The organism is Lebetimonas sp. JS138 (assembly GCF_000523335.1).
Taxonomy (GTDB): domain Bacteria; phylum Campylobacterota; class Campylobacteria; order Campylobacterales; family Nautiliaceae; genus Lebetimonas.
Genome location: NZ_ATHT01000001.1, coordinates 22,146 through 35,111 on the forward strand (window position 1 = coordinate 22,146; position 12,966 = coordinate 35,111).

The following is a 12,966-nucleotide window of genomic DNA, read 5'->3' on the forward strand; positions in this document are numbered from 1 at the left end:
CACTATTTAAAATCTCGGGCTTTTTCCACAGCAGTCTTTATATTTTTTACCGCTTCCGCAGGGGCAGGGGTCATTTCTTTTTACCTTTTTTTTAGCCTGTTTGGCCTCAAATTCAGCTTTAAGTTTTTTGGTCTCTTCATCTAATTCGTTTAATATTTCATCAACATCTTTTTCTTCCATATTTTCAGGTATTTCAGGTATTTTATTTAAAATATCTTCAACCTTTTTACCTTCCACTGCTTTTATAAATTCTGCGATATCAGGGTCAATTTCAGGCATTTGGTATTCAATTTGAAGATTGTGCAGTAATTTGGAACTTTCAACTTTTATTCTTTGAATTAATTCTTCAAACAAGGTAAAACTCTCTTTTTTATATTCAACAAGAGGATCTTTTTGATTATATCCTCTAAGCCCTATTCCTGTTTTTAATATATCCATCATATATAAATGGTCTCTCCAGCTTTCATCAAGTACCTGAAGTAATACCTGTCTTAAAATCCTTTGCCTGTCTTCTTTGCTTGCTTCTTTAAATTTTTCTTCGAATTTGTTTTGTAGTTTTTCTGTTATATAATTTTTTAATGAATCATAATCTTTATTTTTAAGCTCTTCCAAAGAAAAATCAATTCCCGTATATTCTTTCAAATGAGAAATCAAATTTTCATAATTGATGTCGTCTTCCTGCATTTCCGGAAAAACTTCACTCTCATTTAAAATATATTCTACAAAATCCTCTCTCATTTCTTTTATTTTATTTTCAATATCAAAATTTGTATCAAGTATCTGGTCTCTGAATTTATAAATAACTTTTCTCTGTTCATTTGCGACATCATCATATTTTAAAATGTGCTTTCTTGCTTCAAAATGCATACTTTCAACTTTTTTCTGAGCATTTTCTATGGCACGGGAGACTAATTTGCTGTCAATATGCTCACCTCTCTCAATACCGAGTCTTTCCATAATTCTTTTTATTCTGTCACTTCCGAAAATTCTAAGTAAATCATCTTCAAGTGAAAGATAAAACTGGCTTGCCCCCGGGTCTCCCTGACGTCCTGAACGGCCTCTGAGCTGATTGTCAATTCTTCTGCTTTCATGTCTTTCGGTGCCTATAATATATAATCCTCCGAGTTTTTTCACCTCATCGTCTATTTTGATATCAACTCCCCTACCTGCCATATTTGTAGCAACGGTAACGGCCCCCTTTCTACCTGCCTGTGCAATAATTTCAGCTTCTTTTTCATGATGTTTTGCATTAAGCACAGTATGAGGTATTTTTTCTTTTTTCAAGAGCCTGCTTAAATATTCGCTCTTTTCTACGCTTGTAGTTCCTACAAGTACGGGCTGACCTTTTGTATGAAGTTTTTTTATTGTTTTTACAACGGATTCAAATTTTTCTTCTGCCGTTTTATAAACCAAATCGTTTAAATCTTTTCTGATTACCGGCATATTAGTCGGTATTGAAATAACCTCAAGTCCGTAAATTTCTATAAACTCGGTGGCTTCTGTCTGGGCTGTTCCTGTCATGCCTGCCAGTTTTTCATAAAGCCTGAAATAATTTTGATATGTGGTTTCCGCAAATGTTTGTGATTCTTCCTGTATTTCCACACCCTCTTTTGCTTCAAGAGCCTGATGAAGCCCTTCGCTAAATCTTCTGCCTTCGGCAATTCTTCCTGTAAATTCGTCAACTATTAACACCTCGCCTTTTCTTACAATATAATCTTTTCCGTTTTGAAAAAGATAATTAGCCTTTAGGGCCTGGTCAAGATGATGGGCCAGAATGGCATTCTCAGGAGTATATAAATTTTCCACTCCGAAAAGTCTCTCAGCTTCCCTTATTCCCTCTTCCGTAAGTAATACAACCTTGTCTTTTTCATCAACTTTAAAATGCTTATCTTTTACCATTTTTTTGGCAACCTCGTCTGCTTTTAAATAATCTTCAACCCTTTTATTAGCCGGTCCTGAAATAATAAGAGGGGTTCTTGCCTCATCGATTAAAATGGAATCAACCTCATCCACTATGGCATAAAAATGTCCTCTTTGGACTTTATCGTTTATATCAAAAGCCATATTGTCTCTTAAATAATCAAATCCGAATTCCGAATTGGTGCCGTAAGTAACATCACATTCATAGGCCTTTTTTCTTTCACTTTCCTCCATTCCTGAAATTACAACACCTGTAGTTAATCCGAAAAATGAATAAAGCTCTCCCATCTGGGTGGCGTCCCTTTTTGCCAGATAATCATTTACGGTTACCACATGAACTCCCCTTCCAAGCATTGCATTAAGCACAACGGGAAGAGTGGCCACAAGGGTTTTACCCTCCCCTGTTTTCATTTCGGCAATTCTTCCTTCATGCAATACCATTCCCCCTACAAGCTGCACATCGAAATGTCTCATATTAAGTACTCTTTTACTTGCCTCCCGCACCATTGCAAATACATCATTTAAATATTTATCAAGCACAATATTTTTATCTTCTTTTTCCACCTCTTTTAACGCATTTTCTCTTATTTTATTAAATTCGTTTTTTATTTCTTCATCACTCATCTTTTGATATTTATCTTCTAATGCATTTATATCTTTTACTCTTTTAAAATATTTTTTTAGTTCCCTGTCGTTTTTTGTACCGAATATTTTCCTGAACACATGTTTTACCATTAAAAAAGCCTTTGCAAAGTTTTTTGTTATAATAACATATTCTTAAGTGAAAAGTTAAAAATGAAAAGTGAAAAATTAAAGGTGTTTTTATGAAATACATTTTTATCTCTTTTTTATTAATTTGTAATTTATTTTCCTTAAATTTACCAAAAGAATTTAAAGCCAAATTCACCCAGTATATATATTCTAAAGACAAAAAACTGACTTATAAAGGAATAGTTATACTTAAAAACAATGAAATTTACTGGAAATACACATATCCTAATATTAAAGAGATATGGATTAAAGATAAAGTTTATATTTATGAGCCTGATTTAATGCAGGTTACTATTTCAAAAAAAGCGAAATTAAATCTTTTTAAGATATTAAAAAATGCTAAAAAACTTGATAAAAATTTATATGTTGCAATTAATAACAAAAAAGAGATATATTTTATTTATGATAAAACTCTTAAAAAAGCATGGTATACGGATGATATCGGAAACAAGGTTGAAATTTATTTTAAAAAAACAAATAAAAACATTTCTATTCCACCGCTTAATTTTCCAAAAGATATTGATTTTATTTATCAGAATTAAGAAGCATTATATTCCTAAGCGATTTAATGTAACTTTTGGATAAATGCAGCATATTTATCATTATTGCGTTAATTTCGGCACTTACTTTTGAAGTTTTGGAAATCAGTTTGATTATATCGCTTGCCCTTTTATATGATTTGGCAATCTGGTCATATATATTTTCTATTTCCTCATACACATTTTCCCCGTTTAAATATTTTCTGAATAAAATTGTGGCTTTTAAAATCTGATATCTAATATTTTGTAAAAATTCTTCAAGCCCTTCTTCTTCATAAATTTTTTCAATATCTCCCAGCATATCTTTTATGGATTTTACAGCGGTAGCTAGATACATTGTTTTTTTAAACAGTTTTACAATATTTTCATCCTGATTCAGCTGTGATATAAATTTATAAATTTCCCCTTCTATTTCCCTGATTTCATTATACAGTTTATTAAAATCGACATCAATTAATTCGCTGTTTTCTTCTAAAATTTTATCTATAGACTTATCTGTTTTAGAAGGAGGGACAAATATCGCAAGAAGAGCGAAATTGCTGACTTTTTTGGCAAGCCTGTTTATTTCTTTGTTCAAAGCGTCGAGAGCTAAATTTAAAATATTAATGTCAACTGCATTTATATACTTAACAACACTTCTTTTTTTATCTTTTATTATTTTTTTAAGTAATTTTGAATAAAAATCAATAAAAGGAAACCATATAATTACGCCCAAAACATTAAATAACGTATGAAAAAATGCTATTTTTAAAACATTGTCCAGCCCGTTCGTAAAATAAAGGGTAATTTCAACCAGATATTTAATAAAAATAAAAGCAACCACCCCTACACTTATATTAAATAAAACATGAGCTAAAGCAAGCCTTTTTTTATCTGAATTTCCTTCAATAGAACCTATTACAGCGGTAACAGTAGTACCAATATTCGCACCTATTACAAAAGCGGCTGCCATTTTAAAATCAACCACACCGCTAAAAAGCGCACTCTGGATTATTGCAATAGAAGCAGAACTTGATTGAATAATTCCTGTTATTATAAAACCGACCAGTAAAAAAACAATTAAAGGATAATTCTTAAATTCGTTTATATCAATATTTTTAGAAAAACCCTCCATTGCATCTTTCATAATTTCAAGTCCGTAAAACAAAAGTCCTACAGCAAACACTAAAAGCAAAATTCTTTTTATTTTTTCATTTTCTATCAAAATACTAAATCCGCCAAGACCAATAAAAAAATAAAAAAGAGGTGTTAAATTAACTTCAAATCCAAAAACAGCAACTATCCATGCTGTAAATGTCGTCCCTATATTCGCCCCGAAAATCACTGCAACAGCATTTTCCAGATTAATTAACCCGACACCGATTAAAGAAAGAATTATTAAAGTTATAAAAGACGAGCTTTGAAAAAGAGCTGTAAAAAATATTGAAGAAAAAAACGCTTTTATTTTACCGCCTGTGAGTTTATTAATAATTTCTTTAAAGGATTTTGATGAAAGTTTTCTTAAAATATCTTCAAACAGATATATTCCGAATAAAAAAAGTCCAAGACCTGCCAGAGCCTGAAGCATCAGAAATACTTTAAAAATTTTATATGAATAATTCCATTACTTGCAATTATGCATTTATCTTCAAACATATTATATTCGCTTCCTTTTTCATTACTAACCTTGCCTCCGGCTTCACTTAAAATAATAATCCCTGCACTTACATCCCAGGGCTTCAGATTTGTTTCATAATATCCGTCAAATTTCCCTTCAGCCACATAACATAAATCTAAAGCCGCACTTCCAAATCGTCTAATATCCTGGCATTTTGGCAAAATTTTTGAGAGTTTTTCAATCACCCAGTTTAAATCATCCCTGTTTTCAGCACCCGAATATGGAAAACCTGTTGCAATCAATGCCCTCCCAAAATCACTGAATTTACTGACTTCTATTTTTTTACCGTTTTTATATGCGCCGCCTCCAGCCTCGGCATAAAAAAGTTCATCCAAAACAGGATTATAAACAATACCGAATCTTGGTTTTTTTTCTTCATAAACGCCCACACTTATTGCACAGTGAGGAATTTGATGAAAAAAATTGGTAGTTCCGTCAATCGGATCTATTATTATTGAATTGTTAAACTCTTCTTTTGTCGATTCTTCCGCAATAATGGAATAATTAAATTTTGAAAATTTTTCTTTTAAAAACTCTTCTATTTTTATATCGTAATTTGTAACTAAATCTTTTTTACCTTTTAGACTTACTTCTTTAGCCGAATAAAACCCTTTTTTAAATATCTCTCCCGCCTCTTTTATTATTTGAATAAATTTTTCCATAAGAAACCTTTTTAAGAAATTATACAGTTTTTACTATAAAACTTAAAAATATTACTTATTTTAATTTATTCATTACCAATTTAAAAACCATTGCCATTAAACTGACCCAAAAAAGCCCAAGTCCAATTCCTGCTATTACATCACTTAGATAATGAACATTTAAATAAACTCTTGTAAATGAAATTAACAGAGGATAAATTATACACAAAATAAGCAGTATTTTTTTATTCACTTTATCTTTAAAAATTAAATATAAACTAAAAGCAAGTGCTGTACTTAATGTGGCGTGACCTGATGGGAAAGAATAACCTCCTACTTCTATTAAATAATGCGGGGGCCTCGGTCTTTTTACTATATTTTTAATAATTTCAAATAATACCGCCGCACCTGAAACTGACGAAATAAAGAACAAAGCTTTATAATATAATTTTTTAAAAATTAAAAATAAAACTATTAAAATTATAATCATCGTAACTTCCAAAGGATTATCAAGAGATGTTATAAAAATCATTATTTTATTAAGTAAAGGATTGTAAATTTCATGAATATGTGAACTTATGTAAAAATCCCATTTTGTAATTAATTCCAAATCGGTTACATCTTCAAGCATTTTAAAAAAAAGATAAAGCCCGAAAATGTTTAAAATTAAAAGTTTTGTATCTTCTTTTTGAAAAAATTTTTGATAATGTTTGTAAAATTTATATATAAAATAAGCAATAATTGTGGCGGCTAAAACCCCAAGACCGAAATATTTTCCATAAATTTCAAATATATCGCCTAAGAAATATCCGCCCAAAATAAAAACAGACGCCCAGAAAACTCCTGTTAAAATATTTGCAAGAACAAATTTTTTAAAATTAGCCTTATTTGCACCGGCTAAAAATGGGACAATCCAGCGGGTTATACTGGTAGTCCTTCCTATAAAGAGGGCTTTAATTAAATTATCGTTTATTAAAAATTTTATTTTGTTATATTTTTGGGGTGTAATTTTTAATTTTTTAGCATGACTTTTTATATATTCTTCTCCTAATTTCCTGCCTAAATAAAACCCTATTATATCACCTATAAGCAAGCCTAAAAATGCAGTTAAAATAGCTATTTTTAAATCTACAATCCCTTTGTATGCGAAAATCCCTAAAATAACAGTATAAGTTTCCATTGGAAAAAACATTCCCAAAACCGGCAGGGATTCAATAATTGAACCGACAAATAAAACACTAAGCAGTATTAAATTAACTGTATCTTTTGGGAAAACAGACATGTAATTAAAAAATTGTTCAATAAGCTGATGCAGATTCATTTCTGATTTCCTTTAATTTATTTAAATTGAAATGTGTAAATAAAATTAATTGGATAATATAAACAAAAACACCAAAAAGGGGAATTAAAAATAAAGCAGCCAAAATAAATGATAAAACCAAAATAGAAAATTTATATCTTTTTTTAATAGTAAAATATTCTTTTTTATCAGCTATCATCGCTAGTGAATCATAAAAAAGGGGTTCTTTAATTAAAATTACCCATAAAATAAGATGTACCAACATATTTAATCCAGGTACAAACATTAAAGGCAGTGCAATAATAAACAATATAATAAATATAATATTATATTTTAATGAAACAACAACACTTCCTATAAATCTTCCAAAGCCGTTTGTTTTTAGATGATAATATTTTTCATTTATTCTCTCAACAATTTTATCTGCTATAATACCTGCAATCATAACAGATGTTATAATTAAAAGCTCATAATAAAGCAGTATTCCACCTATTGCTTCAACCAAATTGGCTATAAAATTATTAGTTCCTATAAAAGGAATATGAGAAATTATAAAAAGTATAAAATTATGTATTTGAGTGTGAAACACAAAAAACACAACTCCCCAAAAAAATGCCGCAATAATTATTGGAATAAGCGAAGTTAATAATATTTTTTTATCAAACAAATCTTTTATAGATTTTATAAATATTTCAATCATAAATCTCCTTTGTACCTTATTTTTAAAATATTAATAGTTTATACTGAAATGAAAATGAAATTTTTTTCATTATCATTTCATTGGCTCTATTTATAATAAACAAAAAAAAGGTAAAAAATGAAAAAAGCGCTTTTTGCAATAAGTTCACTTGGACTTGGACATGCAACAAGAACACTTCCTGTTATAAAACATTTTGCAAAAGAGTATAAAATTGATATTATAAGCTATGCAAATGCTTTGAATTTCTTAAAAGAGGAACTAAAAGAATATAATAATATTAATTTTATTGAAATTGAGGATTACCCTCCGCTTGAAAGAGGTGATGGAATTTGTTATTACCTTTATTTAATACAAGATTTGATAAAAACAAATTTAATAATAAAAAAAGAAAACAATTTTGTAAAAACCTCTTCGCAAAATTATGATTTTATTTTCAGTGACGGAAGATACGGAATTTATTCAAAAGAAATACCATCGTTTTTACTTTCTCATCAAATATCATTTGCAGTTGATAATTTTTTTAAATATTTTAAATTTTTAAGTGATATAGGTAATATTTTATATTTCAGGAATTTTAATACAGTTTTTATACCTGATTTTGAAGATATCAAATTTTCATTAGCCGGCAGACTTTCCCACAATTATCTAACCAAATTTTTTAATCATAAATACATAGGTATACTCTCTTCTTATAAAAAAATGGACTTGGAAAAAGACATAGACTATCTGTTTGTTATAAGCGGATATCTGTTAGAGAAAAAAGAACATTTTATATCAAAACTTATTGAAGAAGCTAAAAAACTTGAAGGTAAAAAGGTTTTTGTTTTAGGTGATCTTACAAAAAATGAAATTAGACAAATAAAAGAGCATAATATAACAATTTATCCAAATGTAACTAAAGAACTTAGACTTGAACTTTTCAACAGAGCTAAAAAAATAATTTCAAGAACAGGCTATACAACTATTATGGATTTGGTTGAAATTGAAAAAAAAGCAATTCTGTTTCCTACAAAAAACTCATCCGAACAGGAATATCTGGCCAGATATCATAAACATAAAGGATATTTTGTTATTGGAGATGAAGATAATTTTGATTTAACAGAACTTGACGCACAGACTCAAAACATAAAACCTTTTGATTTTCCATCAAAAACAAAAGAAGCCATTAATTTAATAGATAAAACCGTTAAATCGTATTTTAAAAAAAATTTTTTTTCAATTATTATCCCAGTGCATAATGAAGAAAAATATCTGCCAAAAGTTTTTGAAAAATTATCAGAAATTGAATATGAAAATTACGAAATTATTGCAGTTGAAAACGGCTCAACAGATAACAGCTATAAACTTTTAAAAGAATACGAACAAAAAAATAATAAATTTAAAGTTTATAAAAGCAAAAAAGGCATATCTATTGCAAAAAACGAAGGTTTGAAACATATTTCTCAAAACAGCGATTATGTTATTTTTTTAGACTGCGACACATATTTTGAAAAAGATTTTTTAAATGAGCTTAATAATTTTTTAAATAAAAACAGTAATAAACCTTATTATATAGGAACCACTTCAATAAAACCGTCTGATAGTAATTCAATTTATGATAAATTATGGTTTAAAATTTTTGACATTTTTCATAAATTTACTAAAACTTCATATTCTATTCAAATTGCAAAAAGCGATATTGCTAAAAAAATCGGGTTTGATGAAGAACTTAATTTTTCCGAAGATTTAAAATTTATAAAATATTTATTGATCTACGGTGATTTTTTCTTTGTAAATACAGATAAAGTTTATTCATCAACAAGACGTTTTATAAAAAACGGATATTTTAAAACTGTTTTTGAATGGATTTTACAGGCAGTTATGCCTAAAAGCAAAAAAAGAAATAAAGAATATACAATTTACAGATGAGCGAATTAATAAATCATTTTATAAAAATATTAATTGAATACAAAGAAATAGCGTATTTTATTTTATTTTTCGGTTCTATGCTTGAGACCGTTATAGGTTTTTCGTTTTTTATTTACGGAGAAATTGTTTTTTTAAGCGGCGCAATTTTGGCCGGAATGGGAATACTAAATATCTGGATTGTAACATTTGTTTTATATCTTGGAGGGATAGTTGGAGATAATATAAGCTATTTTTTAGGCAGAAAATATGGAATGCAGTTATACTTTTTAAATATTTTATAAACAAAAAAAATTATAAAAAAGGTCTGAAAATATTCAGGCGTTATGGAGCTTTTAGTGCATTTATGGGAAGGCTTTTAGGACCTCTTTCATGGGTGACGCCTTTTATTTTAGGTGTTTATAAACTTGATTATAAAAAATTTCTTCCTTTTGAAACAGCAGGAGTGATAATAGGTATAGGCCAGTTTATTATAATAGGCTATCTTTTCGGCAGACATTTTGAAAAAATTCTGAGCTTTGTTTCAGGATATTTTATATTTGTTGTTTTTATCTTATTGATTTGTCTGTTATTATTTTATTATTTAAAAAAAATAAAATTTTTTCATAATTTAAAAAAACATAAAAATATTTAATCAAATATTTAACAACACATTCTACAGTTTTTTTAATTATTTCCACAATAATTTATTTTTCTTTTCTCTTTTTTATATTTTTTATTAACCAGCCGCATAAAACACATTACAACCCCCATCCGTATAATACTAAATTACTTAAAAAAATAAAATCTTGCAAAAATCTCGGTACATATTACATTGATAATCCAAAACATATAATACAGCCTATAAATATTATTTTAATCTCTAAATTATCTTTAAGTGAAATTCTAAATCATGACTGGATAAAAAACGATATTTTCGGTCATAATCATATCTCTTTTAGAGAATATATTAATCTTTTAAAAGATAAAGTACCGCCAGTAAGTTCATTATATTTTTTAGGTGTGTCTCAAAATTTTGCTTATCAGTATAAAAGTAATTCACTTTCTAAAAGAGAGCATATAAGATTTTGGATTTTTAAAGATAAAAACAGTTCATTTAAAAAATATTATGCAACAATTTCATTTGATAACGGATATGATTTTACTTTTTATCATTATTTTTTCACTCCTATTCATAAAATATCTAAAAATATCGATAAAAGCAGGGATTTTTTCTATAAATATCTAAAATCAAGAAAAGATTTAAATGTTAGTTGTAAATATATTCAGACAAAATGCAAAATAAAAGAGATAAAAGGCGACAATGAAGCAAGTGAAGAGCAGATGTTTTATACAGACGGTAAAATTTTGGAGTGTAATATAAAATGAAACAGATATTTATCCACGCAGATGACTATGGCAATACAAAACATATATCAGAAGTTATATGTAAATGTATAGATGAGGGGGTATTAAATTCTGTAAGTATTATTGTAAACAGTGATGCATTAGATTATTCACTGCAATTAATTAAAAATAAAAACATCAGAAAAGTGCTTCATCTAAACATCACAGAAGGCAAACAGCTTTCAAAACAAAATTTTCATTATTTAACCGATAACAAAGGATGTTTTTTTAGAAGTTGGCAAAGACTTTTTTTTGAATACTATTTTTTATGGAATGAAGATAAAAGAAAAGCTATAAAAGAGGAGATAAAAGAAGAGTTTAAAAATCAGATAATATTGTATTGTCAAAAGCTAAATACAAAAGATATAAATATTGATTCTCATCAGCATTTTCACACAATCCCTTTTATTACAGATATTTTAATTGAATTAAAAAATGAAATGGATATAAAGATTTTAAATATAAGAGTTCCCAAAAGTGATTTCGTAATATCTATTAGTTCATTTGATGATTTGGTAAAATATTTGGGAATACCTGTTTTTGTATTTTTGTTATTAAATAAATTATCAAACAAAATGATTAAAAAATTTCAAAAAGAAAATATAAAACATAATGATAAATTCGTTAATACCCTGTTTTGTGGAGATATGAAACTGAAAACTATCAAAAAAGAGATAAATAATGCAAAAAATTCCAATAATATAGAAATATTACTTCATCCCGGATATATTTCAGAAGAAGAAGCGAAAGAATTTGAAGAGAATCAGTTCAAAAAATGGTATCTGCATAAAAACAGAAAAAAAGAGAAAAATTTATTGTTGTCTAAAGAGTTACAAATTTTTGTAAATAGCTTTAGATACAATTTATAATTTATTTACTTTTAGAAAATTTTTTACAATTTCTTCACAAATAATTACTCCTTTTTCATCTTTTTTAACGTTTTTTATTACAAAATTTATATTTAATTTATTTTGCAACTATAAAATTTTATAAAAAATTTTTGTTTAAAGGATAGCAAAATGAATTTAATTAACAAAAATAATTCATTAAAATTTACCTTTATTAAAACGCTTTTTATACCGGCTTTTACGTTTAATAACTTGCATGCATTTAATTACTCACAAACAATGTCAAAACATTATAAAGTCAAAGATTATGTAGTAGAAAAATTTTTATCGCCTGTTTTAATGGATAAAAGTATTTTAAAAATAAGAACATATTATACAAAAAAAGCTCCTTATTTACATATTCACACTATTTTTGTAAAAGAAAACTTTCATAATTTAGGACTATATAATTGGAATAATAGATTTCATTCTTATATAAATATATTAGATAATAAACCATTAATTCTAAAACCCAAAACAATATACTTGATATCAAAAATTAATTTTACAAATAAAAATGATGACATTCCTGATTTAAGAAATTTTACAACCAAAAAATTAAAAAATTATTTAATTCATTCTAAATTTTTATATCATTCTATATCTTATAAAAATTTTCTTTTTTATAGAAATATAATTAGAAAATTAATCAATGATAGATTAATATACCTAAAAAACAAAGAGTTTATATTTTTGGTAGATAGAGGAATTCAAAAAGCCTTTATTTTTAATTATAACAAAAAATATAATAATATTAGCTATATAGGCTCTTCAAAAGTATCAACAGGAAATCCGAGATTAAACAGCAGAAATGACAGATATTTTCAAACACCCATTATGATTATCAATAGAAAAAAATATCTCAGAGGTGACTGGAAGACAGATAAAACAAATTTTCAAGAATATGGAGCAAAAAATAATAGAATTTTTTATTTGGGAAAACACAATATACCTATAGATGATAATTCGCATATTTTTAGAGAAGTGCATTTGGCAATACATTCTACAAATCCTATAGATACTAAATTATTGGGTCACAAAGCTTCAAGGGGATGTATTAGAATTAGTTCTAATTTGGACAAAATATTAAATAAAAGCGGTATTATTGATGGTAAAAAAGGTAAATATGTAATTGTGATAGATTCTTCATTGAAATTAAAAGATAATATCAAACTGATTAAAAAATTTAGATAATATTTATTTCGTTTCTCTTTGAGAATGATTTATTCATCAAAGAGAAACGATTTTTGAAAATGCTTT

General features: G+C 27.1%; 12 protein-coding genes. 7 read left to right on the forward strand and 5 right to left on the reverse strand.

The features are described from left to right. Nucleotides 1-6: 6 nt before the first annotated feature. Complete coding sequence (gene secA, locus DZ67_RS0100115; protein ID WP_024790459.1) at nt 7-2,655, reverse strand: preprotein translocase subunit SecA; 2,649 nt, start codon at nt 2,653-2,655, stop codon at nt 7-9. An 89-nt stretch (nt 2,656-2,744) separates the two neighbouring features. Between secA and lolA the strand changes: the two genes are divergently transcribed. Beyond that, on the forward strand, nt 2,745-3,233 hold the full coding sequence (lolA, locus tag DZ67_RS0100120) for a LolA-like outer membrane lipoprotein chaperone (RefSeq protein WP_024786687.1): 489 nt from the start codon (nt 2,745-2,747) through the stop codon (nt 3,231-3,233). Here the strand turns inward: lolA and DZ67_RS0100125 are convergent. Genes DZ67_RS0100125 through DZ67_RS0100140 form a run of 4 tightly spaced genes read right to left on the reverse strand, consistent with a single transcriptional unit; the run spans nt 3,217 to nt 7,528 of the window. Beyond that, nucleotides 3,217-4,797, reverse strand: a complete 1,581-nt coding sequence (locus DZ67_RS0100125; protein ID WP_024786688.1) for a Na/Pi cotransporter family protein — start codon at nt 4,795-4,797, stop codon at nt 3,217-3,219. The genes lolA and DZ67_RS0100125 overlap by 17 nt on opposite strands. Next, a complete protein-coding gene (locus tag DZ67_RS0100130) occupies nt 4,797-5,549 on the reverse strand; it encodes an inositol monophosphatase family protein (RefSeq protein WP_024788967.1) in 753 nt (250 codons plus the stop codon). The genes DZ67_RS0100125 and DZ67_RS0100130 overlap by 1 nt, the downstream gene beginning before the upstream one ends. A 55-nt stretch (nt 5,550-5,604) precedes the next feature. Then, a complete protein-coding gene (locus DZ67_RS0100135) occupies nt 5,605-6,849 on the reverse strand; it encodes a bifunctional DedA family/phosphatase PAP2 family protein (RefSeq protein ID WP_024786689.1) in 1,245 nt (414 codons plus the stop codon). Further along, nucleotides 6,827-7,528, reverse strand: coding sequence for an EI24 domain-containing protein (locus DZ67_RS0100140; RefSeq protein WP_024786690.1), 702 nt, complete (start codon nt 7,526-7,528; stop codon nt 6,827-6,829). The genes DZ67_RS0100135 and DZ67_RS0100140 overlap by 23 nt, the downstream gene beginning before the upstream one ends. Before the next feature lie 117 nt (nt 7,529-7,645). On the opposite strand from DZ67_RS0100140, the gene DZ67_RS10165 reads away from it, so the two are divergent. The 6 genes from DZ67_RS10165 to DZ67_RS0100175 all read left to right on the forward strand — a co-directional run bounded on the left by DZ67_RS10165 (nt 7,646) and on the right by DZ67_RS0100175 (nt 12,900). Beyond that, nucleotides 7,646-9,436 (forward strand): glycosyltransferase, encoded by a 1,791-nt coding sequence (locus DZ67_RS10165; protein ID WP_024786691.1) that lies wholly within the window; start codon nt 7,646-7,648, stop codon nt 9,434-9,436. Further along, the gene (locus DZ67_RS0100150; RefSeq protein ID WP_024786692.1) at nt 9,433-9,717 is read left to right on the forward strand and encodes a DedA family protein; all 285 of its coding nucleotides are present in this window, start codon (nt 9,433-9,435) and stop codon (nt 9,715-9,717) included. Before DZ67_RS10165 ends, DZ67_RS0100150 begins: the two co-directional genes overlap by 4 nt. A 62-nt stretch (nt 9,718-9,779) precedes the next feature. Continuing rightward, nucleotides 9,780-10,067: a hypothetical protein gene (locus DZ67_RS0100155; protein ID WP_024788968.1), complete on the forward strand. Its 288-nt coding sequence runs from the start codon at nt 9,780-9,782 to the stop codon at nt 10,065-10,067. Nucleotides 10,068-10,246: 179 nt separating this feature from the next. Beyond that, complete coding sequence (locus DZ67_RS10355) at nt 10,247-10,801, forward strand: LssY C-terminal domain-containing protein (RefSeq protein ID WP_255327390.1); 555 nt, start codon at nt 10,247-10,249, stop codon at nt 10,799-10,801. Beyond that, nucleotides 10,798-11,688, forward strand: a complete 891-nt coding sequence (locus DZ67_RS0100165) for a ChbG/HpnK family deacetylase (protein WP_024786695.1) — start codon at nt 10,798-10,800, stop codon at nt 11,686-11,688. Before DZ67_RS10355 ends, DZ67_RS0100165 begins: the two co-directional genes overlap by 4 nt. A 150-nt stretch (nt 11,689-11,838) precedes the next feature. Then, the gene (locus DZ67_RS0100175) at nt 11,839-12,900 is read left to right on the forward strand and encodes a L,D-transpeptidase (RefSeq protein ID WP_024786696.1); all 1,062 of its coding nucleotides are present in this window, start codon (nt 11,839-11,841) and stop codon (nt 12,898-12,900) included. Nucleotides 12,901-12,966 lie beyond the last annotated feature (66 nt).